At 72.9% G+C, this 26,589-nt stretch carries 5 protein-coding genes; all 5 read right to left on the reverse strand.

Annotated features, from left to right (window positions below; all coding sequences use genetic code 11):
* Positions 1-98 precede the first annotated feature (98 nt).
* The 5 genes from B082_RS0105365 to B082_RS0105385 are packed head-to-tail and all read right to left on the reverse strand — an operon-like array spanning position 99 to position 26,506.
* Positions 99-299: a hypothetical protein gene (locus B082_RS0105365; protein ID WP_018550777.1), complete on the reverse strand. Its 201-nt coding sequence runs from the start codon at positions 297-299 to the stop codon at positions 99-101.
* Entirely contained in the window at positions 299-1,060 is a 762-nt protein-coding gene (locus B082_RS0105370; RefSeq protein WP_018550778.1) for a hypothetical protein, read from the reverse strand. Before B082_RS0105370 ends, B082_RS0105365 begins: the two co-directional genes overlap by 1 nt.
* Before the next feature lie 32 nt (positions 1,061-1,092).
* Complete coding sequence (locus tag B082_RS0105375; protein ID WP_018550779.1) at positions 1,093-2,340, reverse strand: cytochrome P450; 1,248 nt, start codon at positions 2,338-2,340, stop codon at positions 1,093-1,095.
* A 10-nt stretch (positions 2,341-2,350) separates the two neighbouring features.
* On the reverse strand, positions 2,351-2,566 hold the full coding sequence (locus tag B082_RS0105380; protein WP_018550780.1) for an MbtH family protein: 216 nt from the start codon (positions 2,564-2,566) through the stop codon (positions 2,351-2,353).
* A 3-nt stretch (positions 2,567-2,569) separates the two neighbouring features.
* Entirely contained in the window at positions 2,570-26,506 is a 23,937-nt protein-coding gene (locus B082_RS0105385; protein ID WP_018550781.1) for a non-ribosomal peptide synthase/polyketide synthase, read from the reverse strand.
* Positions 26,507-26,589 lie beyond the last annotated feature (83 nt).

A 26,589-nucleotide genomic window follows, 5' to 3' on the forward strand; every position in this document is an offset into this window, starting at 1 on the left:
CGGACGGACAGCCGTCGCGCCGCGACGGGGGCCCGCGGTGCCGGCCCGCCTCGCGATGGCGCGGGTGCGGTGCCGGCCCCCGGGTTACCGGCCTTGGGTTACCGGCCTCGGCGCTGCTGCACCGGGGCGAGCTTGGCGGTGAGCGCCGCGAGGAAGACCGGGAGCTTGTCGACCATGGCTCTGGGGACCGGTGTGGTCTGGACGGTGCCCTTCCGCACGTCCTCGACGACGAGGGCGTAGGTGCCGTTCTCCTCGACGAGTTCGGCGGCGAACAGCACTGTCTGCGTGGTGGTTTCCATCAGAGTCCCTGGGTCCGGGTGTCGTCGTTGAGCCAGGCGTTCCACGCCTTGGTGGCCTGCTCCTCGTCGGTGTCCTCGGCGTACAGATGGTGGGCGAGCCGGATCGGCACGTTCCACGTACTGCCGTTGAAGAACCGGTACAGGGCGTCCGGGCCGCGCAGGCCGACGAAGTCGGTGCTGAGCCAGTCGACGGTCACCTCCACGGGTTCGTACTCCGGGCCCGGGGCGAGCAGTGTGAACCGGTCGCCGACGACGGCGTCGTCCGCGAGGCCGAGGCGGCGGCGCAGGGTCGCGAAGTCGCCCGGGTCCGAGGTCGGTTCGGGGCAGTGCGCAGGGACGTAGGCGGCCCGGCGGCCGGCGAAGTGCCGGAGGTACTCGTCCAGCGCGTGCTGATGGAAGTCGACGTACTTCTCGGCCACTTCGGTCTTGGCCTCCCAGTTCCAGGCATCGTCGACCACGCCCGTGTGCACCCAGTGGATGCCCATCCGCAGGCGGCTCGTGCCGTCGTCCGCCGCCTCGACGCGGTAGCTGAGCGTGTTGGAGAACCCGTCGTCCTGCACCGCCCGGACCGCCAGGTGGTGCGGCGGCTCCCAGGCCACGACGGTGGCGTCGCCCCGGGTGACCTTTCCGCCGACGCGCGGCTCGATCTCCATCGGGTAGAGCCAGCCGAGGTTGCCGGCGCCGGTGGCCACGGCGTTCCAGACCTGCTCGGGTGTGGCGGGCAGGTCCTGTTGTCTGCGGACCTCGAACTCTCGGGCCATGGTGGGTACTGCTCCTTCGTCGTCGTGCACGGTCAGTGGGTGAGCGGGAGGGCGCTCAGGCGCCGTTGCAGCGGATTGGGCCGCCAGTCGAGCACCGCCCCCTCGGCGAGGCGCAGACCGGGCAGCCGGCGCACCAGCGTGCCGACGGCCACCTCCGCCTGGAGCTTGGCCAGCGGGCCGCCGAGGCAGAAGTGCGGGCCGTGGCCGAAACTGAGGTGCCGGTTGCCGGGGCGGGTCAGGTCGAGCCGGTCGGGGTTCTCGAAGCGTTCGGGGTCGCGGTTGGTGGCGCCGAGGAACAGGTACACCAGCTCGCCCTCCCGCAGAGTCCGGCCGCCGATCTCCAGGTCCTCGGCGACGACCCGGACGATCGCCTGGGTCACCGTGTCGTAGCGGGCCAGTTCCTCGACGGCCCTGCGGGTCAGGCCGGGGTCGGCGCGGAGCCGGGCCAGCTGGTCCGGGTGGCGCAGCAGGGCCAGCACGCCGTTGGCGATCAGGTGCGTGGTGGTCTCGTCGCCGGCGGTGATCAGGACGAAGCAGGTGGACAGCAGTTCGGAGTCGGTGAGCCGGTCGTCCTGCGACTGGGTGGCGACCAGGGCGCTGATCAGGTCGTCGCCCGGCTCACGCCTGCGCTGTCGGATGAGTCCGGACAGGTATTCCTCGTACTGGTCGATCGCCGCCTCGGACTTGTCGATGTCCTCGCCGAGCCGGCCGAAGCGGCGGAACCACGCCTTGACCCGCGGCCGGTCCTCGTCGGGGATGCCGAACAGCTCGCAGACGACGGACATGGGCAGGGGGGAGGCGACCGCCTCGATCAGGTCCATGGCCGGCCCGGCGGCGACCGCCTCGTCGATGAGCCGGTCCACGATCTGCTGGACACGGTCGCGCAGGGCCTCGACGCGGCGGGCGGTGAAGGCCCTGTTGGCCAGTTTGCGCAGCCGGGCGTGGTCGGGCGGGTCGGTGTTGGTCATCACCCGGCCGAGTCGCTCGGTGAGCCGGCTGAGGGCCTTCATGTCGCCGCCGAGCGCGCTGCACGCGCGCGTCATCCTGTCCCGGTCGTTGGACAGCCGCAGGTCGCAGAGCGCCGCCTCGACATCGGCGTACCGGGTGAGGTACCAGACGCCCTGGGGGCTGCGGTGGACCGGGTCCTCGCGCCGCATGCGGGCGTAGAAGGGATACGGGTCCCGCCGGGCCCCGGGAGTGAGCAGGGCCGCGGCGAGGTCGTCGGACCGGGCGGGGCCCGCGGTGTCGCGGGTCCCGCCCAGTGTTTCGGTGGTGGTCACGTCGGCCGCGTTACCGCTGCGCGTCCATGGCGACGGCGAGGCTCCTGGGCCGCATGTCGGTCCAGGTCCGCTCGATGTGCTCCAGGCAGGCGGCGTGGGTGGCGGGACCGTGGGAGACGGTCCAGCCGGCCGGTACGTCCGCGAACTGCGGCCAGAGCGAGTGCTGGTTCTCGTCGTTGACGAGGACGAGGAAGGTGCCGTCCTGGTCGTCGAAGGGATTGGTCATGGGTCAGTCCTCCTGAAGGGGAAGGGTGGTGTCACCGGCGTCACCGGTGGCCTCGGCGATCCTGGCGGCCAGGATCGGCCCGATCTGGGCCAGTGATCCCGCTTGGGTCATCTGGTCGTGCCGGGTGGTGATCTCGTGGGATTCGATCCGGCCCGCGATGTACGGACGCCAGACCTGCGGACCGGCGTCGTCGTCGCCCCGGTCGATCGTGGAGTTGAACAGAAGGAGGTCGCCGTCGTACCTGCCGGGGACGAAGTCGACCGCCAGCTTCGCGTTGTTGATCATGATCTGGACGATCACCTCGACCTGCCGCTCGTCGAGTCCGGCCAGGGCGCTGCCCCGCCGGTTCAGGACCTCGGCGACCTCGGAGTAGGCGATGTCCCGGTCGCCCAGTTCGTCGGGGTCGACGTCGAGCACGCCGACGAGCACGTCCCGGACGGTGGGTACCGGCTCCTCCTCGAACCGCACGTCCTTGACCGGGTAGGCGTCGAGGACCGCCAGCAGCGCGGTCCGTTCACCGCGCGCCTGGAGTTCGCAGGCCAGCGCGTGGGCGATCAGCCCTCCCGCGGACCAGCCGAGCAGCAGGTACGGGCCCTGTGGCTGGACCTTCTGGACGTGGTCGGCGTAGTCGGCCGCCATCTCCTCGTACGACGCCGGCAGCGGCTCGGGCCGGCCGAGTCCGCGTGCCTGGAGGGCGTAGACGGGGTGCTGGCGGCCGAGGTGGTTCAGCAGCCCGCTGTACGACCAGCTGATGCCACCGCCGGGATGGACACAGAAGAGAGGCGTCTCCGTCCCGGTCGAACGCAGGGGCAGCAGCACGTCCAGGGCGTCGTTCGGGTTGTCCATGGCCAGTCGTTCGGTGAGCCCGGCCACGGTCGGCGCCTCGAACAGCAGGCGCAGTCCCAGTTCGACACCGAGGGTCTCGCGGACCCGGGAAGCCAGCCGGGCGGCCAGCAGCGAGTGCCCGCCCAGGTCGAAGAAGCCGTCGTCGATACCCACCCGCTCCCGGCCCAGGACCTCGGCGAACAGGCCGCACAGCAGCTGTTCCTGCGGTGTCCGGGGACCGCGCCCGGCGTCCGCGACCCGGTAGTCGGGGGCGGGCAGCGCGGCCCGGTCCAGCTTGCCGTTGGCGGTCAGCGGCAGGGCTTCCAGGGTGACGAAAGCCGCCGGCACCATGTAGTCGGGCAGTTCGCGGCGCAGCCGGGCGGACAGCTCGGCGGTCTCGGGTACGGCACCGGGCGCGGGCACCAGGTAGGCGACCAACTGCTTGTCGCCCGGCCGGTCCTCACGAGCGACCACGGCCGCCTGTGCGACGTCCGGGCAGCTCGCGAGGACGGCCTCGACCTCTCCGGGCTCGATCCGCTGACCGCGCAGCTTGACCTGGTGGTCGACGCGTCCGGCGAACTCCAGCGTGCCGTCGGGAAGCCACCAGGCCAGGTCGCCGGTGCGGTACATGCGACTCCCGGCCGGACCGTACGGGTCGGCGGTGAAGCGCTCCGCCGTCAGGCCGGGCCGGCCGAAGTAGCCGCGGGCCACGCCCGTCCCCGCGAGATACAGCTCACCGACCATCCCGGCCGGCAGCGGACGCAGCCGGTCATCGAGCACGTAGGCGCGCATGTTCGCCATCGGCCCGCCGATCGGTACGGTGGCGGCGCCCTCGGGGAGGCCGTGCACCGGGTGACAGGTGGCCAGGGTGGTGGCCTCCGTGGGTCCGTAGCCGTTGACGACCTCGATTCCGGGGCAGGCCGCCAGAACCCGGGCGGCGGCGGCCGGGGAGACCACGTCGCCCCCGGTCCACACCTCGCGCACCCCGGCGAGCAGACCCGGGCGCTCCTCGGCGACCAGCCGGAACAGCCCGGCGGTCAGCCACAGCCCGGTCACGCCGTGCGTGGCGATCGTGTGCTGCAACAGGTCGAGATCGAGTCGCTCGGGCGGTGCGACCACGATCCGGCCGCCGTTGAGCAGCGGAACCCACAGCTCGTACGTCGAGAGGTCGAAGGCCGTCGGGGAGTGCATCAGCACCCGCTCGTGTCCGCCGCCGCGCCACTCGGGGGTCAGCGCGAGCCCCACGACGTCCCGGTGGGTGACGGCCACCCCCTTCGGCCGTCCCGTCGAACCGGAGGTGTACATGATGTACGCCAACTGCCCGGCCTCGCACGGGACGTCCACAGGAACCGGGTCGTCGTCCCTGGACCGCAGCAGCGCGGTGAGCACTTCCCGGGTGAGGACCAGCGCGGCTCCGCTCTCCCGCAGGATCAGCTCGATCCGGGAAGAGGGGAAACGCGGGTCCAGCGGTACGTAGGCGCCGCCCGCCTTGACGACCGCCAGGATCGCCACGACCAGCTCAGCGGAGCGGTCCAGCATGACCGCGACCGGGGTCTCCGGCCGTACGCCCTGGCGGATCAGCGCCCGCGCCAGGCGGTCGGCCCGCTGGTCGAGTTCCGCGTAGGTCAGCTCGGCGCCGTCCGCCACGACCGCGACCGCGTCCGGGGCGGTCCGCACCTGGCGGGCGAAGAGCGCGGGTACCGCGTCCGCCGGCAGCTCCGCGGCCCTGTCGTTGAACTCGTGGAGCAGCCGGTGGCGTTCCGCGTCGGACATGAGGTCGATCCGGCTGATCGGCCGGTCCGGGTCGGTGACCGCCGCGTGCAGCAGCCGGGCCCAGCGCTCGAACAGCAGCTCCACGGTCGACGCGTCGAAGAGGTCGGTGGCGTACTCCACCGCGCCGACCAGTCCGGCGGCTCCGCCGTCCGGGCGGAACTGCTCGGCGAGGCTGAACGTCAGGTCGACCCGTGAGGTACCGGTCGGTGCCTCCACGTGCCCCGTCTCCAGACCCGGCAGCGCGAACTCGCCGAGCGGCGCGTTCTGCAGCGCGAGCATGACCTGGAACAGCGGATGGTGGGCCAGCGACCGCACCGGGTTGGCCACCTCGACCAGGTACTCGAACGGTACGTCCTGGTGGTCGTAGGCGGTGAGTGCCTTCTGCCGCACCCGGCCGAGCAGTTCGGCGAAGCCCGGGTCACCGCTGGTGTCGGTGCGCAGCACGAGGGTGTTGACGAAGAACCCCACGAGCTCGTCCAGCGCCTGATCGGTCCGGCCCGCGATCGGACTGCCGATCGGAATGTCGGTACCGGCACCCAGCCTGCTCAGCAGAGCGGCGAGGCCGGCCTGCAGCACCATGAACATGCTGGCGCCGCGCGCGGTGGCCAGCTCGCGCAGTGCCTGGTGCAGCTCGGGGTCCAGGGCGACCACGACCCGGTCGCCCCGCTGGGAGGCCACCGGCGGCCGGGGCCGGTCGGCCGGCAGCTGAAGCTGCTGCGGAATGTCCGCCAGCTCCGCCTTCCAGTAGGCCAGCTGGCGGGCGAAGAGGCTGTCCGGGTCGGCGGTGTCGCCGAGCAGGTCGCGCTGCCACCGGGTGTAGTCGGCGTACTGCACCGGCAGCGGGGACCACTGCGGTTCCTCGCCCCGGCAGCGTGCCGCGTAGGCCGACGCGAGGTCCCCGGAGAGCGGTCCCATGGACCAGCCGTCGGCGGCGATGTGGTGCACGACGACCAGGAGCACGTGCCGGTCGGGGGCGAGCGCGTACAACTCGGCCCGGACCGGTGGCTCCGCCGCGAGGTCGAAGCCCCGGCGGGCCGTGTCCGCGAGCCGCTCGGCCAGCCGGCGCTCGTCGATCTCGGCCACGGGCAGCGCCGGACGTGTCTCCGCGGCGCTCAGCACCACCTGGTACGGGACACCGTCGGTCTCCCGGAAGACCGTCCGAAGGCTCTCGTGCCGGGCGATCACGTCCGCGAGCGCGGCGTGCAGGGCCGACCGGTCGAGTGCGCCGTCCAGACTGAGCGCGAGCGGCATGTTGTACGTGGCGCTCGGGCCGTCCATCCGGTGCAGGAACCACAGGCGGCGCTGGGCGAAGGACAGCTCCACCCGCTCCTGGCGGGGCCGGGCGGTCAGGGCGGGGCGAGCGGCACCGGCACCGTCCAGCCGGGCCGCCAGTCCGGCCACGGTCGGGGCCTCGAACAGGGTCCGGACCTCCAGTTCCGCGCCCAGGGTGGCACGGACCCTGGAGGCCAGACGGGTCGCCAGCAACGAGTGCCCCCCGAGGTCGAAGAAGCTGTCGTCGACCCCGACCTGGGCCAGCCCGAGCACCTCCGCGAACAGCTCCACGAGGACCTGCTCCTGCGGGGTGCGCGGGGCCCGCCCGGCGACGGCCGGGCCGGGGCCGGGGGCGGGCAGCGCACGGCGGTCGAGCTTGCCGCTCGCCGTCAGCGGCAGCGAGTCCAGGGCCACGAACGCCGACGGGACCAGATAGTCGGGCAGCCGCCCGCGCAGCCAGTCGCGGAGTTCACCGATGAGGGCGCCGGTGCTGCGGCTGCCGGTCGGGCGGTTGGTCAGCGAGGACAGCGCCGTCCCGGCGCTGCCGGCCGGCCGGCACAGCCGGGCGGGGGAGCCGTGGCACGTCCGGGGGTCGGTGAGGACGACGTCCACGGCGTCGGCGGCGAGCGCCGACCAGGTGACGGTCACGGTCCGGCCGAACTCCTGCCCGAGGGCGTGGAAATCCTCCGGGTCGGGCAGGCCGCTCATCTCCTCCGGGGCGTGCAGCCGCCGCAGCAACTCGGCGAGCGTCCCCTCCCCGTCCCGCACCGCTCGGGCCAAGGAGGCCTCCGCCACCACACGGCGGTTCGGTACTCCGGTGATCCGCAGTACCTCGGGCGGCTGTCCGCCGAGCAGTTCGCGCAGGCCGGCGGGCCCGTCGATCTGCCGGCCCCACTCCAGCTCGACGACCCGGCCCGGGGCCTCCGGGCCGGCCGGCGCCTTGCGCAGCGTCACGTCGTAGCGGTAGCGGGTCAGCTCGTTGTGGTGGCGACCGCGCTTGACCTCCACGGACACCGCACCGATGTCCGTACCCCGCTCGCGCAGGACGGCGAAGAAGTCCGGGTCGACCAGGAGCTCCTTCTCCACCCTGACCGCCTGTTCCACCGCACGGCGGACGGCCGCGAGGTCGGCGCCGTCGGCGGTCCGGTGCAGTTGGACGGCGGTGGCCAGCGGGCGCAGCAGCCGCAGGTTGCGGACGTCACCGATGAAGAGCGCCCCGCCGGGGGCGAGCAGCCCCATCAGCTTCCCGATCACGTCCGCGAGGTAGTCCGCGGACGGGAAGTACTGCACCACGGAGTTGATGACAATGGTGTCGAACTCACCGGCCGGCAGCCCCTCGGTGTCGTGCGCCGGCCGGGTCTGGAGCACCACGCGCCCGGTCAGCCGCTCCTCCTTCGCCACCTGGGTGGTGAGGGAACCGATCGCGGTGGCGGAGAAGTCCGTCGCCCAGTAGCTGTCGCAGTGGGGTGCGATCCGCGAGAGCAGCAGCCCGGTGCCGACCCCGACTTCCAGCACCCGGCGGGGGCGCAGGGCCAGGATGCGGTCCACTGTGGCGTCGCGCCACTCCCGCATCTGTTCGACCGGGATCGGTGCGGCGTCGTAACTGCTGTTCCAGCCGACGAAGTCATGCCCGAAGACCGCCTCCTCGGGGGCGATCGGCAGGGCGTCGTAGATGTCCTGCCACTCGCCCACGTGGTCCGCTTCCAGCCCGTCGTCGCGGGACGGGTCCTGATGCGGAACGACGTAGCCGACGAGCCGGTCGTCCCCGGCCACGACAGCGGCCTGGGCGACGGCGGGGTGTTCGGTGAGCGCGGCCTCGATCTCGCCGGGCTCGACCCGGAAGCCGCGGACCTTCACCTGGTCGTCGGCTCGGCCGGCGTACTCCAACTGGCCGTCACCCAGCCGGCGGACCAGGTCACCGGTGCGGTACATGCGCTCCCCGGCCGCGAACGGGCAGGCGATGAACCGTCCCGCCGTCAGGCCCGGCCGGTTCAGGTAGCCGCGCGCGAGACCCGCGCCGGCCACGTACAGCTCCCCGGTCACGCCCGGCGGCACCGGGCGCAGCCGGTCGTCCAGCACATAGACCCGGGCGTTGGCGATCGGCCGCCCGATCGGCGGCACGCCGGTTCCGGGGGACAGCGGGTCGCTCATGGTCGCGCACACGGTGGTCTCGGTCGGGCCGTAGGCGTTGATCATCCGGCGTCCGGGTGCCCAGCGTTCCACCAGGTCCGGCGGGCACGCCTCGCCCGCGACGACGAGCGTCGACGCGGTCACCGCACCGTCGGCCACGGCGGCCAGGACGGACGGGGGCACCGTCACATGGGTGATGCCGAGGCCCTGATCGGTCAGCGCGGCGAGCGGCCCGGCCCCGGCGGGCAGCACCAGGGCGGCTCCGCACAGCAGGGCCGTGCAGATTTCCGACACCGAGGCGTCGAAGCTGGGGGAGGCGAACTGGAGCACCCGGCTGTCGGGGTCGATCGCGAAGCGCTCGATCTGTCCGGCGACGAGACTCGCCAGACCGCCGTGGCCGACCACGACGCCCTTGGGGCGGCCGGTCGAACCCGAGGTGTAGATCACGTATGCCGGGTGCCGGGTGTCGATCGTGGCCTGTGGGTCGGTGTCCGGCCAGTGGTCTTCCGTGACCATGGCGGGGTTGTCGACCACGAGTGCGGGGTGGGCGTCGTCCAGCATGTATGTGATGCGGGCGGCCGGGTAGTCGGGGTCGACCGGGAGGTAGGCCGCTCCTGCCTTCAGTACGCCGAGGACGGCGACCACGGATTCCACCGAGCGCGGCAGTGCCACGGCCACGACCTGCTCGGGTCCGACACCTCGTGCGATCAGCGCGTGCGCGAACCGGTTTGCCTGTGCGTTCAGTTGTCGATATGTCAGTTCTGTTGCGCCGTGGACGAGTGCGACCGCGTCCGGGGTCGCGGCCACCCGCGCCGCGAAGGCCTCCGGCAGCGGGAGGGTGCCCACGTCGCGCGCGGTCGCGTTGTCCTGTTCCAGCATCCGGTGCCGCTCATCGGCGTCCAGGAGGTCGATCCCTCCGATCGGCTGCTCCGGGTCGGCGGTGACGGCCTTCAGCAGGAGTGTCCAGCGCCGGACGAGGGCGTCGACCGTCGAGCGGTCGAACAGGTCGGTGGCGTACTCGACCGCGCCGACGATTCCGGCCGGCGCCCCGTCCGCGCCGAACCGTTCGACCATGCTCACGCCGAGGTCGAACTTGGCGGTCCCGGTCGCGACCGCGTAGGTGGAGACCTCCAGGCCGGGCAGCGAGAACCGGCCGGTCGGGGCGTTCTGGACGGCCAGAATGGTCTGGAAGAGGGGGTGGTGGGACAGGGACCGGGACGGGTTCAGTGTCTCCACCAGGTGCTCGAACGGTACGTCCTGGTGTGCGTACGCGGAGAGCGCCGTTTCGCGTACCCGGCTCAGGAGTTCGGCGAAGCTGGGGTCGCCGCTCGTGTCCGTGCGCAGGACGAGGGTGTTGACGAAGAACCCGACCAGGTCGTCCAGTGCCTCGTCCGTGCGCCCCGCGATCGGGCTCCCGATCGCGATGTCNGTACCCGCGCCCAGCCGGGTGTACAACGCGGCCAACGCGGCCTGCAACACCATGAAGAGGCTCGTCCCGGTGCTCCGGGCCAACTGCGCGAGGCAAGCGTGCAGTGCGGGGTCGAGTTCCAGGCCGATGTGGTCGCCCTGCCGGCCGGCGACGGCCGGGCGCGGCCGGTCGGCCGGCAGCTGGAGCAGCTCGGGCAGTCCGGCCAACTGCTGCTTCCAGTAGGCGAGCTGCTCGGCGAACCGGCTCTGCGGGTCGGCTGCGTCACCGAGCAGCTCGCGCTGCCACAGCGTGTAGTCGGCGTACTGGGCCGGCAGCGCCGGCCGGCTCACCGCCCGGCCGGCGCAACGGGCCGCGTACGCCTCGGCCAGGTCACGGGCCAGCGGCCCGGTGGACCAGCCGTCGGCGGCGATGTGGTGCATGACGAGCAGCAGCACGTGCTCATCAGGAGCGACCGTGAACAGGTCCGCGCGCAGCGGCGGCTCCACCCCCAGGTCGAAGGGGCGCCGGGCGGACTCGGAGAGGCGCTGCGGCAGTTCGGCCCGCGACACCTCGGCCGGCCGGGCCCGCACATGGACCGCGGCCGGTTCCAGCACGTGCTGGCACGGCACGCCGTCGACCTCCGGGAACACCGTCCGCAGACTCTCGTGCCGGGCCACCACGTCGGCCAGCGCCAGGTCCAGGGCGGCCCGGTCGAGCGTTCCGGTCAGCTCCAGAGCCAGCGGAATGTGATACGTCGCGGCTGCGGCGTCCATGCGGTGCAGGAACCACAGACGGCGCTGGGCGAACGACAGCGGCACCACCTCGGGCCGCTGGTACGGAGTCAGTGCCGGGCGGACCCGGCCTTCCTCGCCCAGCGCCTCGGCCAGGCCCGCCACGGTGGGCGTGCGGAACAGCGCGCGCAGCCCCAGCTCCGCGCCGAGCACGGAGCGCACCCTGGCGACCAGCCTGGTGGCCAGCAGGGAGTGCCCGCCCAGGCCGAAGAAGTCGTCGTCGACCGAGACCAGCGGCACGCCGAGCACCTCGGCGAACAACTCGGCGAGGATCTGCTCCTGCGGCGTGCGCGGTGCCCGGCCGCTCCCGGCGGGAGCGGCTTCGGGCGTGGGCAGCGCCGCGCGGTCCAGCTTCCCGTTCGGAGTCAGCGGCAGTGTGTCCAGCATGGTGAGGACGCTCGGCACCAGGTAGTCCGGCAGGCGTTCGCGCAGATGCGCCGCCAGCTCCGCGGGGCGCACGGGGCGGCCCGGACGGGCGGCCACGTAGCCGACGAGCCGGTCGTCCTGGCCGAGTACGGCGGCCTGGGCGACGGCGGGGTGTTCGGTGAGCGCTGCCTCGATCTCGCCGGGCTCGACCCGGAAGCCGCGGACCTTCACCTGCTGGTCGGCTCGGCCGGCGTACTCCAGCTCGCCGTCGGCCCGGCGCCGCACCAGGTCGCCTGTGCGGTACATCCGCGCGCCCGGCGGCCCGAAGGGGCAGGCCGTGAACCGTCCCGCCGTCAGGCCCGGCCGGTTCAGGTAGCCGCGGGCCAGCCCCGGCCCGGAGACGTACAACTCCCCGGTGACGCCCGGTGGTACGACGCGCAGTCGCTCGTCCAGTACGTACACCCGGAAGCCGGCGACCGGCCGCCCGATCGGTGGTACGCCGGTTCCGGGGGACAGCGGATCGCTCATGGTCGCGCACACGGTGGTCTCGGTCGGGCCGTACGCGTTGATCATCCGGCGTCCGGGTGCCCAGCGTTCCACCAGGTCCGGCGGGCACGCCTCGCCCGCCACCACCAGGGTGGTGGCGGTGAGTCCCGTGCCGTCGAGCGCGGCGAGGGCCGAGGGCGGCAGCGTGACATGGGTGACGGAGAGCCCGCCGTCCGTGAGGGCCTCAAGCGGGGCCTCGGCGGGGGCCAGGACGAGGGCCGCGCCGGTGAGCAACGCGCTGCAGAGGTCCCAGAAGGACGCGTCGAAGCTGGGGGAGGCGAACTGGAGCACCCGGCTCCCCGGCGCCACGCCGAGCCGGTCGCGCTGCATCGCCACCAGACGGGACACGCCGGCATGGCTCACGACGACGCCCTTGGGGCGGCCGGTCGAACCCGAGGTGTAGATCACGTAGGCCGGGTGCCGGGTGTCGATCGTGGCCTGTGGGTCGGTGTCCGGCCAGTGGTCTTCCGTGACCATGGCGGGGTTGTCGACCACGAGTGCGGGGTGGGCGTCGTCCAGCATGTATGTGATGCGGGCGGCCGGGTAGTCGGGGTCGACCGGGAGGTAGGCCGCTCCTGCCTTCAGTACGCCGAGGACGGCGACCACGGATTCCACCGAGCGCGGCAGTGCCACGGCCACGACCTGCTCGGGTCCGACACCTCGTGCGATCAGCGCGTGCGCGAACCGGTTTGCCTGTGCGTTCAGTTGCCGATACGTCAGTTCTGTTGCGCCGTGGACGAGTGCGACCGCGTCCGGGGCCGCGGCCACCCGCGCCGCGAACAGCTCTGGCAGGCTCGCCCCCACCGCCTCTTCCCCGACGGGCGGCAGCAGCTCGCCGCGTTCCTCGGCGGACAGCAGGTCGATCCCGCCGATCGGCCGGTCGGGTGCGGCGGCGACCTCGGCCAGCAGCCTGGTCCACCGGGCTGCCAGAGCCTGGACCGTCGAGCGGTCGAACAGGTCGGTGCTGTACTCGATCGCGCCGCTCAGCCCGGCCGGGGCACCGTCGGGTCCGTGCTCCTCCGCCATGCCGAAGGTCAGGTCGAGTCGCGCGGTCCCGGTGAGCACGGCCATCCCGGAGACCTGGATGCCCGGCAGCTCGAAGCCGCCCCCCGGCGCGTTCTGCACCACCAGACCGGTCTGGAAGAGGGGGTGGTGGGACAGGGACCGGGACGGGTTCAGTGTCTCCACCAGGTGCTCGAACGGTACGTCCTGGTGTGCGTACGCGGAGAGCGCCGTTTCNCGTACNCGGCTCAGGAGTTCGGCGAAGCTGGGGTCGCCGCTCGTGTCCGTGCGCAGGACGAGGGTGTTGACGAAGAACCCGACCAGGTCGTCCAGTGCCTCGTCCGTGCGCCCCGCGATCGGGCTCCCGATCGCGATGTCCGTACCCGCGCCCAGCCGGGTGTACAACGCGGCCAACGCGGCCTGCAACACCATGAAGAGCGTCGCCCCGGAACGCCGGGCCAACTCCGCCAGAGAGGCATGCAGTTCCGCGTCGATGCGGAGTTCCAGCAGGTCGCCGCCGTACGACATGACGGCCGGACGCGGCCGGTCGGCCGGCAGTTGCAGCTGCTCGGGCAACCCGGCGAGCGCCTTCTCCCAGTAGGCGACCTGCCGGGAGAACAGGCTGTCGGCGTCGTCCTCGTCGCCCAGGATCTCGTGCTGCCAGAGGGTGTAGTCGCCGTAGGTCACCGGCAGCGGTGGCCATTGCGGTTCCGCGCCACCCAGCCGGTGCGTGTAGGCGGCGGCCAGGTCACGGGCCAGCGGACCCATGGACCAGCCGTCGCCGACGATGTGGTGCATCACCAACAGCAGCACGTGCTCGTCCGGTGCGATCGCGAACAGCTCCGCCCGCAGCGGCACTTGCGTGGTCAGGTCGAAGGCGCGCACCGCCGCGTCGCGCAGCAGCGCCGGCACCTCGGTCCCACCGGCCGTGCGCACGGTCAGCGGGACTCCGGCCTCGGCGGTGTCCAGCACCCGCTGGTGCGGGATTCCGCCCGTCTGCGGGAAGACCGTACGCAGGGTCTCGTGCCGCGCCACCACGTCCACGAGCGCGGCGCTCAGCGCCCCCCGGTCGAGGTCCCCGGACAGCCGCAGGGCGAGCGGCATGTGATAGGTGGCGCTCGGTGCCCCGAACTGCTGGAGGAACCAGAGCCGGCGCTGGGCGAAGGACAGCGGCATCAGTTCGCGGCGGGGCCGGGGCACGAGAGCCCGCCGCGCGGTGCCGGCGCCGTGCAGCCCGGCTGCCAGCCCGGCCGGGGTCGGGCTCCGGAACAGGGCACGCAGCTCCAGTTCGACGCCCAGGGTGGCCCGTACCCGCGAGACCAGCCGGGTGGCGAGCAGCGAGTGGCCGCCCAGCTCGAAGAAGTCGTCGTCTGCCCCGACCCGCCCGGCGCCAAGCACCTCCGCGAACAGCTCGCACAGGATCTGCTCCTGCGGGGTGCGCGGCGCCCGGCCACCGCCGGCCGCATCCGGCTCGGGCGCGGGCAGCGCCGCGCGGTCCAGCTTTCCGTTCGGCGTCAGCGGCAGGGCGTCCAGCAGCACGAACGCGGACGGCACCAGGTACTCCGGCACCCGGTCGCGCAGAAACGCGGCCAGCTCGGCCCCGGTCGTCGCGGTCCTGTCCGGGGGCACGACGTAGGCAACGAGCCGGTCCTCCCGGGCGAGTACGGCGACCTGGGCGACGCCCGAGTGCGCGGTCAGCTCGGCCTCGATCTCGCCGGGCTCGACCCGGAAGCCGCGCACCTTGACCTGGTGGTCGATCCGGCCGGCGTATTCCAGCTCGCCGTCGGCCCGCCAGCGCACCAGGTCGCCGGTGCGGTACATCCGCGTACCGGCCGGCCCGTACGGGTCGGCCACGAATCGCGTCGCGCTCGGACCGGGCCGGTTCAGGTAGCCGCGGGCCAGCCCCGCGCCGGCCAGGTACAGCTCGCCCAGCACTCCGGGGGCCACCGGACGCAGTGCCGCGTCCAGCACGTACGCCCGGCAGTTGGCGATCGGGCGGCCGACCGGCACGGGCAGCGGGCAGTCGGCGGAGTCGGCCGGAAGCGCGTAGGCGGTGATCACGTGGGTCTCGGCGGGCCCGTAGTGGTTGTGCAGCACCCGGCCCGGACGGCGGGCCCGGAAGCGGCGGACGGCACCACCCAGCCGCATCGCCTCCCCGGCCTGCGCGACCAGCCGCAGATGGGGCAGGTCGAGACCGGCCTCCTCGGCGGCCTCGGCCAGCGCCTCGACCACCAGGTTCGGCGCGAACAGCTCCTCGACCCGGTGCCGGTCGAGCCAGCGCGCGAACAGTTCGGCACTGCGGCGCTGCTCCTCGGTGGGCACCACCAGCGTCTTGCCGTACAGCAGCGCGGACAGTACCTCCTGCACCGAGACGTCGAAGCTGATCGCGGTGAACTGCGCGGTCCGGGTGCCGGGTTCGCCGCCGACGGCCCGGTGGTGCCAGGTCAGCAGGTTCAGCAGTCCGGCCGCGGGCATCGTCACGGCCTTGGGCCGGCCGGTGGAACCGGAGGTGTAGATGACGTAGGCGGGGTGGCGGCCGTCCACGGGGACGGCCGGATCGTGCTCCGGCCGGTGGCCGGGCGGTGTGACGTCGGCGAGGTCGTCGAGCACCACCGCAGGGCGCGCGTCCTCCAGCATGTACGCGATGCGCGCGGCCGGATAGTCGGGGTCGACCGGCAGGTAGGCCGCACCCGTCTTGAGCACCGCGAGAACGGCGACCACCAGCTCGGCCGAACGCGGCAGCCGCAGCGCGACGACCTGCTCGGGTCCGACGCCCCGCGCGATCAGCGCATGGGCCAGGCGGTTGGCCCGGCGGTTCAGCTCGCCGTAGGTCAGCACGGTGCTCTCGAACACCACCGCCGGGGCCTCCGGCATCGACCGGACCTGCGCCTCGAACAGCGCGGACAGGGCGGCGTCGGGGACCGGGGAGGCCGTGTCGTTGCGGGTGACGAGCAGCTCGCGCCGCTCCTCGGCGGTGAGGACGTCGATCCGGCTCAGCGGACGCTCCGGCTCGGCGACGACCGCCCCCAGCAGCCCCAGCCACCGGGCGACGAGGGTTTCCACCGTGGCGGGGTCGAACAGGTCGGTGCTGTACTCGACCCGCCCGACGATGCCCTCGGCCCGGCCCCCGGCACCGCCGCGCTCCAGCAGGTGGAAGCCGAGGTCGAACATCGTCGTCGGCGTCCGCACCAGGACGGCCTCGGTGGCCAGACCGCTCAGCGCGAACTCGGTGCGCGGCACGTTCTGCAACGCGAGCAGCACCTGGAACAGCGGCTGGCGGGTGAGCGACCGGGCCGGGTTGAGGGCCTCCACGACCTGCTCGAAGGGCAGGTCCTGGTGCGCGTACGCGCCGAGCGAGCTCTCCCGGACGCGGACCAGCAACTCCGCGAAGGAGGGGTCACCACTGGTGTCCGTGCGGAGCACCAGGGTGTTGACGAAGAACCCGATGAGGTCGTCCAGCGCCTGGTCGGTCCGGCCGGCGATCAGGCTGCCGACCGGGATGTCCGTGCCGGCCCCGAGCTTGTGCAGCAGGGATGCCAGAGAGGCCTGGAGCACCATGTACACGCTGGCGCCGTGCTCCCGGCCGAGCCGGAGCAGCCCCGCGTGGAGTTCCGCGTCCAGTTCGATCGGGAGTCGGCCGCCGGAGCAGGAAGAGGTGGCGGGACGGTGGCGGTCGGCGGGGAGCCGGATCTGCTCCGGCAGGTCGGCGAGCGTCCGCGTCCAGTAGGCGGTCTGCCGGGCGGACAGGCTGTCCTCGTCGGCAGGGTCGCCGAGCAGCTCGTGCTGCCAGAGGGTGTAGTCGGCGTACTGGACGGGCAGCGGTGCCCACTGCGGCTCCTCGCCCCGGCCGCGTGCCGCATAGGCGGTGGCCAGATCAGCGGCCAGCGGGCCCAGCGACCAGCCGTCACCGGCGATGTGGTGCATCACCAGGAGCAGCACATGCTCGTCCGCCGAGACCTCGAACAGCTCGGCGCGCAGCGGAGGTTCGGACGCGAGGTCGAATCCGCGCGCGGCGGCGCCCGTGAGCAGTTCCGGCAGGACCGACTCGTCGGCCGGGGTCACCGGCAGGGTCGGGCGCACCGCCTCACCCGCGGCCAGCACCCGCTGGTGGGGGACGCCGTCCGAGGCGGGGAAGACCGTACGCAGGGTCTCGTGCCGGTCCACGAGGTCGCCCAGCGCCGATTCCAGAGCCGCCAGGTCCAGCGGGCCCGAGAGCCGCCAGGCAAGCGGCATGTTGTAGACCGAGTCGGCGCCCTCCAGTTGGCGCAGGAACCAGAGCCTGCGCTGAGCGGACGACAGCGGCACGACCTCGGGCCGCTCGGTGCGTTCCAGGGCGAGCCGGGCCCGGTCCGCGCCACCGAGACCGGCGGCCAGCCCGGCCACGGTCGGCGTGCGGAACAGGGCGGGGAGGGCCAGTTCCACGCCCAGCACCGACCGGGCCCGTGCGATGAGCCGGGTGGCGAGCAGGGAGTGCCCGCCGAGGTCGAAGAAGTCGTCGTCGGCACCGACCTGCGGGAGGCCCAGCACCTCCGCGAACAGCCCTGCCAGCACCTGCTCCTGGGGAGTGTGCGGTGCCCGGCCGCCCGAGGACGCGGCGGACTCCGGCTCGGGCAGGGCGCGCCGGTCCAGCTTGCCGTTCGGCGTCAGCGGCAGAGCGTCGAGGCGGACGAAGGCGGCCGGCACCATGTGTTCCGGCAGCCGTTCACGCAGGTGAGCCCGGAGTTCTTCCGTCCGGGGCTCCGCCCCGGTGGCGGGCCGCAGATAGGCGACCAGCCGGGAGCCCTGCGCCCGGTCCTGCCGGACACTCACGGCGGCGTCTGCGACGTCGGGGTGTTCGGTGAGGGCTGCCTCGATCTCGCCGGGTTCGATGCGGAAGCCGCGTACCTTGACCTGGTCGTCGGCGCGGCCGAGGAAATCGAGGTTCTTGTCGGTGTTCCACCGGACGAGGTCGCCGGTGCGGTACATCCGCGAGCCGTCCGGACCGAACGGGTCGGCGACGAACCGCCCCGCCGTGAGACCCGGCCGGTTGAGGTAGCCGCGTGCGAGTCCGGCACCCGCGATGTACAGCTCGCCCGTCACGCCTTCGGGTACGGGNCGCAGCGTGTGGTCGAGTACGTGGAGGCGGGCGTTGGTGACGGGCCGGCCGATGACGGGGTGAGGGCTTGAGGTGAGGGGTGCGGTGACCGAGTTGACGGTGCACTCGGAGGGTCCGTACAGGTTGAGGCAGGACGTTGCCTCGGCGGCCCGCAGCCGCTCCCACAGCCGCTCGGGAACGGCTTCCCCGCCGGCCGCGACCAGCGCGGGGCGATGCCGGGGGTCGTCCAACAGGCCGTGATCGACCAGAACCCGGAGGTAGGAGGGGGTGGCCTCGATGTAGTCGAGGCCATGGCGGGCCGCGTAGTCGACGAAGACCTCGGGATCGGTCCACGTCATGTGATCGATGACGTGCAGTTCATGACCCGCGAACAGGGCCATCAGCTGGTTCCAGGAGGCGTCGAAGGACACCGAGGTGGTCAGCGCCATCCGCAGCCGCTCTCCCGCGCGGGAGAGCAGTGGGCGCTGGTCGGTGAACAGGTTGGCCAGGCCGCCGTGTGTCGCCACGACGCCCTTGGGCCGGCCGGTGGAACCCGAGGTGTGGATCACATACGCAGGGTGGCCGGGATCGACCGTCACCATCGGATCGGCCGCCGGGCAGCCGGCCACCAGCTCCGCCGTCTCCGGGTCGTCCAGGACCAGCCGGCCGACGGGAGTGCCGTCGGGCAGACGCTCACCGCTACGGCCGTCGGTGACCACCACGTCCGGGCGGGCGTCGTCGAGCAGGTACGCGATCCGGGCGGCCGGATACTCGGGGTCCACCGGCACGTACGCCGCACCGGACTTCAGGACCGCGAGGATCGCCACCACCAACTCGGCCGACCTCGGCAACGCCACCGCCACCAGCCGCTCCGGCCCCGCACCCCGCGCGATCAACGCGTGCGCCAGCCGGTTCGCCCGCGCGTCCAGCTCCGCGTACGTCAGCGCCACATCACCGCACACCACCGCGACGCTCTCGGGAACCGCGCGGACCTGAGCCCGGAACAGCTCCGGCAGACCCCCGGNGGGAGCCTCCGCCGCCGGCCCGGTGCCCAGTGCCGTCAGCTCGTCGCGCTCCTCGGCGGTGAGCAGGTCGAGCCGGCTGAGCCGCCGTCGCGGGTCGGCGACCGCGGTGCGGAGCAACCGCTCCCACCGGGCGATCATCGTCTCGACGGCGGCGGGGTCGTAGAGGTCGTCGGCGTACTCGACGGACCCCTCGATCCCGTCCGGGGTGCCGTCCTCCGCGTGGCGTTCGGACATCGTGAAGGTCAGGTCGAGCTTGGCGGTGGTCGAGGCCGGAGCCATCTCGCCGACGCGCAACCCGGGCGGCGCGAAGTCGGCCCGGGGCGCGTTCTGCAGCACCAGCATCACTTGGAAGAGCGGATGGTGCGCCAGCGACCGGGACGGGTTCAGCACCTCGACCAGGTATTCGAAAGGCAGCTCCTGATGGGCGTACCCGGCCAGCGCCGTGTCCCGGACCCGGTCCAGCAACTCGGCGAACGTCGGATCGCCGGAGGTGTCCGTACGGAACACCAGGGTGTTGACGAAGTAGCCGACAAGCTCGTCCTGCGCCTGGTCGGTCCGGCCGGCGACCGGACTGCCGACCGGGATGTCGTCGCCCGCGCCCAGCTTGCTGAGCAACGCCGCGAGCCCGGCCTGGAGCACCATGAACAGACTGGTCCCGTGCGCGCGGGCGAGCTCCCGCAGCCCGCTGTGCAGCCCGGCGTCCAGCCCGGCGCGCACGGAGCCGCCCCGGTGCGAGGCGACCGCCGGACGGGGCCGGTCGGTGGGCAGCCGGATGAGCTCCGGGAGACCGGCCAGCTGCCGGGTCCAGTAGTCCGCCTGGCCGGCGAGCAGACTGCTTCGGTCGGTGGAGTCGCCCAGCAGTTCGTGCTGCCAGAGGGTGTAGTCGGCGTACTGCACGGGCAGCAGCGCCCACTGCGGCCTCTCGCCGCGGCGGCGCGCCGTGTAGGCGTCGGTCAGCCCCTTCGTGAGCGGGCCCAGTGACCAGCCGTCGCCGGCGATGTGGTGGAGCACCAGCTGGAAGACGTGCTCGTCCGGGGCCAGCTCGAACAGTTCGGCCCGCAGCGGTACGTCCACCGCCAGGTCGAACCGCCGGTCCTTCGCCGCCGCCATCAGGGCCGGCAGCCCCGCCTCGGTGGTCCGGCTCACGAGCAGCCGCGGTCCGGCCGCCTCCGCGTCCAGCACCAGCTGGTGCGGCACGCCGTCCACCGCGGGAAAGACGGTGCGCAGGCTCTCGTGCCGGGCCACCACGTCCGCCACGGCGGCCTCCAGGGCCGACCGGTCCAGATCGCCGGAGAGCCGCCAGGCCAGGGAGATGTGGTAGTTCGCACCGGCCGCTTCCAGCTGGTGCAGGAACCACAGCCGCCGTTGCGCGAACGACAGCGGGACGACCGCGGGGCGCTCGCGCCGTGCCAGGGCGGCCTGCGCGGGCCCTGCCGCCACCAGCGCGGCGGCCAGACCGGCCGGGGTCGGCGCCTCGAACAGTGTGCGCAGCGGCATCTCCACGCCGAGCGTCGCACGCACCCGGGCAGCCAGGCGGGTGGCCAGGAGGGAGTGCCCGCCCAGGTCGAAGAAACCGTCCTCCACACCGGCCGACGGCGCGCCCAGGACCTCCGCGAACAGCTCGCAGAGGATCTGCTCCTGCGGAGTGCGCGGTGCACGGGAGGCGGCCGTCGGGGTGAGGCCGGGGGAAGGCAGGGCCCGGTGATCCAGCTTGCCGTTGACGGTCAGCGGCAGGGCGTCCAGCGTGACGAACGCCGAGGGCACCATGTACTGCGGCAACCGCTCGCGCAGGTGCTCCCGCAGGTCGGCGGGGCGCGGTGCGGCACCGGCGGCCGGTACGAGGTACGCGGCCAGCCGGGTGTCGTCGGCCCGGTCCTGCCGGGCCAGGACGGCGACCTGGGCGATGCCGGGATGCGCGGCCAGGGCGGCTTCGATCTCGCCAAGCTCGATCCGGAACCCGCGCACCTTGACCTGCTGGTCGGCCCGGCCGACGTAGCGCAGGGTGCCGTCGGCGCCACGGCGCACCACGTCCCCACTGCGGTACATCCGTGACCCCGGCGGTCCGAACGGGTCCGCGACGAACCGCCCGGCGGTCAGGCCCGGGCGGTTCAGGTAGCCCCGCGCCGGCCCCGCACCCGCGACGTACAGCTCCCCGGGAACGCCCGGGGCCACCGGCCGCAGGCCGGCGTCGAGCACGTAGGCCCGCAGGTCCGGGAGGGGGGTGCCGATCTCACCGGCGGCGGTGCCGGTCCGGTCGAGAGCCGCGTAGGTGACGTGCACGGTGGTCTCGGTGATGCCGTACATGTTGACCAGTCGTGGCGCGTCCTGGGGGTGCCGCCCGTACCAGCCCGACAGCCGGGCGTGCTCCAGCGCCTCCCCGCCGAAGACCACCGTGCGCAGGGCGAGCCGGTCGCCGGTCGCCGGGTCCTCCGCGTCCGCCTGCATCAGTTGGTAGAAGGCGGACGGCGTCTGGTTGAGCACCGTCACCCGCTCGCGGGCGAGCAGTTCCAGGAACCGGCCGGGCGAGCGGCTGGTCTCGTGGTCCACGACCACCAGGCGGCCGCCGTGCAGCAGCGGACCCCACAGCTCCCACACCGAGAAGTCGAAGGCGTAGGAGTGGAAGAGGGTCCATACGTCGTCGGCGCCGAAGCCGAACAGCTCACGTGTGGTGTCGAAGAGGCGCACCACGTTGCGATGGGGGACCACCACGCCCTTGGGGTCGCCGGTGGAGCCGGAGGTGTGGATGACATAGGCGGCGTGGGCCGGGTCGATGGCGACGCCCGGGTCCGTGTCCGGCATTCCTGCCAGGTCACAGGTGTCGAGCAGCAGCCGGTCCAGGTCCTCCGCGTCCAGCCGCTCACCCGCCCGGTTCGTCGTCACGAGCAGCGCCGGCCGGGTGTCGTGGAGGAGGTAGGCGATGCGGGCAGCGGGGTACTCCGGGTCCACCGGCACATAGGCGGCACCGGACTTGAGTACCGCGAGCACCGCGACGACCAGTTCCGCCGACCGCGGCAGGGCCAGCGCGACCAACTGCTCCGGCCCGACCCCCCGGTCGATGAGGGCGTGCGCCAGCCGGTTGGCCCGAGCGTTCAGCTCCCCGTACGTCAGGGAGGCTTCGCCGCTCGTGAGGGCGGTCGCGTCCGGGTTCGCCCTCACCTGCTGTTCGAACAGCGTGGGCAGGCCGCTCCGAGGCGGTTCTCCCGTCTGCCCGGTGCCGGCCGGCAGCAGCGCCGCGAGCTCCGCGGCGGACAGCACGTCGACCTGGCCGATCCGCCGGCTCGGGGCGGCGACGACAGCGCGCAGCAGCCGCAGCCACCGCTCGACGATCCCGGTGACGGTGGCCGCGTCGAACAGGTCGGTGCTGTACTCCACGACCCCCGACAGACCGCCTGCGCCGGGGTGTTCGGCCAGGACGAAGGTCAGATCGCACTTGGCCGTTCCGGTGGGTACCAGGTCCGCCACCACCCGCATCCCCGGCAGGTCGAAGGCGCCTGACGGCGCGTTCTGCAGGGTGAGCATGGTCTGGAACAACGGGTGGTGCGCGAGCGTCCGGGTCGGGTTCAGCGCCTCCACGAGGTGCTCGAACGGCACGTCCTGGTGTGTGTACGCGGCCAGCGCGTCGGAGCGCACCCGGCCGAGGAGCTCGGTGAACGACGGGTCGCCGGAGACGTCGGTGCGGAGCACCAGTGTGTTGACGAAGAAGCCCACCAGGTCGTCCAGTGCCTGGTCGGCGCGTCCCGCGACCGGCGCGCCGATCGGAATGTCGGTCCCGGCGCCCAGCTTGCCGAGCAGGGCTGCCAGACCGGCCTGGAGCACCATGAAGAGACTGGCCCCGCCGTCACGGGCGAGGGCGCGGAGCCCCTGGTGCAACTCGGCGTCGATGTGTACCGGCAGCTGGACGCCCTGGTAGGACATGGACGCGGGGCGGGGCCGGTCGAAGGGCAGTTCGAGCTGGTCGGGCAGGCCCGCGAGCCGCTGCCTCCAGTACGTGAGCTGGCCGTTGAGCAGGCTGTCGGGGTGGGCGCCGTCGCCCAGCAGCTCCTGCTGCCAGAGGGCGTAGTCGGCGTACTGGACGGGCAGCGGCGACCACTGCGGCTTCGCACCCTTGCCCCGGGCCGCGTACGCGGTCGTCAGATCCCGCGAGAGCGGACCGGTCGACCAGCCGTCACCGGCGATGTGGTGCACCACCAGCAGCAGCACGTGCTCCTCGGCGCCGAGCCGGAACAGTTCGGCCCGCAGCGGCGGCTCGTCGGAGAGCTCGAAGCCCCGCCCGGCGGCCTCGGCCAGCCGGCCGGGCAGCTCGCTCTCGCACACCTCGGTCGTCCGCAGCCGCGGCCGCGCCGCGTCCGGGTCCAGGACTCGCTGGCACGGCTCGCCCGCGACCACCGGGAAGACGGTGCGCAGGCTCTCGTGCCGCTCGACGACGTCCGCCAGTGAGGCTTCCAGGGCGCGCTCGTCCAGAGGCCCAGACAGCCGCAGGGCCAACGGGATGTTGTAGGTGGCGCTCGGGCCCTCCATCCGGTGGAGGAACCACAGCCGGCGCTGCGCGAAGGACAGCGGCACTGTCTCAAGCCGGTCCCGCCGTTCCAGCGCGGGACGTGCCCGGCCCGCGGCATCCACCCTGGCCGCCAGCCGCGTCACAGTCGGTGCGTCGAACAGATCGCTGAGCCGCAGTTCCACGCCCAGCACCGACCGGGCCCGTGCGATGAGCCGGGTGGCGAGCAGGGAGTGCCCGCCGAGGTCGAAGAAGCTGTCGTCAACACCGGCCTCGGCGACCCCCAGCACCTCGGCGAACAGCCCGGCGAGCAGGTGCTCGACCGCGGAGCGGGGAGCGCGGCCCGGTGCGGCGGCCCGGTGCTCGGGGGCGGGGAGGGCACGCCGGTCGAGCTTGCCGTTCGGGGTCAGCGGCAGTGCGTCCAGCACCATGAGTGCCGACGGCACCATGTACTGCGGCAGTCGTTCCCGCAGCCGATCCCGCAGTTCGTCCGTGGTGACGGTCTGTCCCGTGGCGGGGACGACATAGCCGACCAGCCGGACTTCCTCGTCGTTGCGGACCGTGACGACGGCCCGTGCGATGTGGGGGTGTTCGGTGAGGGCTGTTTCGATTTCGCCGGGTTCGATGCGGAAGCCGCGTACCTTGACCTGGTCGTCGGTGCGGCCGAGGAATTCGAGGTTTCTGTCGGTGTTCCAGCGGACGAGGTCGCCGGTGCGGTACATCCGCGAGCCGCTCGGGCCGAAGGGATTGGCCACGAATCGCCCGGCGGTCAGGTCCGGTCGGTTGAGGTAGCCGCGTGCGAGTCCGGCACCCGCGATGTACAGCTCGCCCGTCACGCCTTCGGGTACGGGNCGCAGCGTGTGGTCGAGTACGTGGAGGCGGGCGTTGGTGACGGGCCGGCCGATGACGGGGTGAGGGCTTGAGGTGAGGGGTGCGGTGACCGAGTTGACGGTGCACTCGGAGGGTCCGTACAGGTTGAGGCAGGACGTTGCCTCGGCGGCCCGCAGCCGCTCCCACAGCCGCTCGGGAACGGCTTCCCCGCCGGCCGCGACCAGCGCGGGGCGATGCCGGGGATCGTCCAACAGCCCGTGACCCACGAGGTCCTGTAGGTAGGAGGGGGTGGCCTCGATGTAGTCGAGGCCATGGCGGGCCGCGTAGTCGACGAAGACCTCGGGATCGGTCCACGTCATGTGATCGATGACGTGCAGTTCATGACCCGCGAACAGGGCCATCAGCTGGTTCCAGGAGGCGTCGAAGGACACCGAGGTGGTCAGCGCCATCCGCAGCCGCTCGCCGGCGCGGGAGAGCAGTGGGCGCTGGTCGGTGAACAGGTTGGCCAGGCCGCCGTGTGTCGCCACGACGCCCTTGGGCCGGCCGGTGGAACCCGAGGTGTGGATCACATACGCAGGGTGGCCGGGATCGACCGTCACCATCGGATCGGCCGCCGGGCAGCCGGCCACCAGCTCCGCCGTCTCCGGGTCGTCCAGGACCAGCCGGCCGACGGGAGTGCCGTCGGGCAGACGCTCACCGCTACGGCCGTCGGTGACCACCACGTCCGGGCGGGCGTCGTCGAGCAGGTACGCGATCCGGGCGGCCGGATACTCGGGGTCCACCGGCACGTACGCCGCACCGGACTTCAGGACCGCGAGGATCGCCACCACCAACTCGGCCGACCTCGGCAACGCCACCGCCACCAGCCGCTCCGGCCCCGCACCCCGCGCGATCAACGCGTGCGCCAGCCGGTTCGCCCGCGCGTCCAGCTCCGCGTACGTCAGCGCCACATCACCGCACACCACCGCGACGCTCTCGGGAACCGCGCGGACCTGAGCCCGGAACAGCTCCGGCAGACCCCCGGTGGGAGCCTCCGCCGCCGGCCCGGTACCGAGGGCCGCCACCGCGCGGTGCTCCTCGGCGGTGAGCAGGTCGACCCGGCCCACGGCTTCGTCCGGGCCGAGCTCCGCGACGGCGTCGAGCAGGGCGAGCAGCCTTCGCTGGTGCGCGGCCAGGTCGTCGTCGCCGTACGCCTCGGGGGCGCCGTGCAGCCTGAGGAGCGGAGGGTTGCCGTCCCGGTAGTCGAACAGCCAGATCGCCAGGTCGGAGGTCGAGCCCGATACGAAGTGGTGCACGGATGCGGGGTGCCCGGCGAAGCTCGGCCTGGCGTGGAAGGCCATGATGTTGACGATCAGCGGGAACGCCGTTCCGATGCCGCCCGGCGCGCCGAGGTCGCGCAGCAGGTCCTCGCTGCGGTAGCGCTCGTGCGCGACGGCCGACTCGACCTCGCGCGCCACCTGGGCGACGAGGTCGCCCCACGTCGTGTCCGGCCGTACGGTCAGCCTCAGGGGAACCACGTTGGACATCGTGCCGGGAATCGACATCAGATCGCGGTCGGAGTTGCGGCGGCCGGTGACGGGAAGGGCGAGCACCACGTCCTGGGTGCCGGTCAGCCGGTGGGCGTAGAGCGCCGTCGCCGCGATCACGACCCGCGACCACCTGACACCCGCCCGAGCCGCCGCGGCACGCAGCGCCTCGGGGCTTCGCAGCTCCAGTTCGCCGGCCATGCGCAGGGTCCGGTGCGGGTCGGTCGCGGAGTCCGTGAGCCGTGTGGGGGCGGGCAGGTCGGTGAAGCGCTCGGTCCAGTAGGCGCGGTCCGCCGTGAAATCGGCGGACGAACGGTAGACGGCGTCGACTTCGACCAGGTCCCGCAGCGCGCCGAACGGCGAGGACGGGACGACACCCCCCTCGGCCAGTGCCGAATACACCTCGCCGACCCGCTCCCGGACCATCGAGCTGCTGATCGCGTCCAGTACCACGTGGTGGTAGTTCAGGTACCAGAGGAACTCCGTCGAGGACAGGCGGATCAGCGCATGGCCGAACAGCGGATCACGGGCGAGGTCCAGTGGACGGGCGAGATCCCGTTCCATCCATTCCATGGCGGCCGCCCGGGGGTCCGGCTCCGCCCCGAGATCGAGGTGCGTGGGAGCCCAGTCCCAGGTCTCGCGGAGAATCTGACGCGGGCCTTCACCTTCGTCGACGAAGGTGACGTGCAGGGCGTCGACCTCGTCGACCACCCGGCGCAACGCGGCTTCGAACAGCTCCGCGTCGACCGGCCCGTGGATCTCCAGGCACTCGCCGATGCGGTAGCCGGGGACCGGAGTGGGGGAGCTCTGCTCGGCGAGCCAGATCTCCCGTTGGGCCGCGCTGAGGGGAAGGACGTCGCCGTCGCGACGGGACATGGGGGTACCTCCAGAGGTGTGGGTGGCATGCGCGCAGGGCTCGCCGACCGCGGTGGTGTCACGCGGTCGGCGGGGGGTGGATT

This window comes from Streptomyces sp. ATexAB-D23, assembly GCF_000373645.1.
Classification (GTDB): Bacteria; Actinomycetota; Actinomycetes; order Streptomycetales; family Streptomycetaceae; genus Streptomyces; species Streptomyces castrisilvae.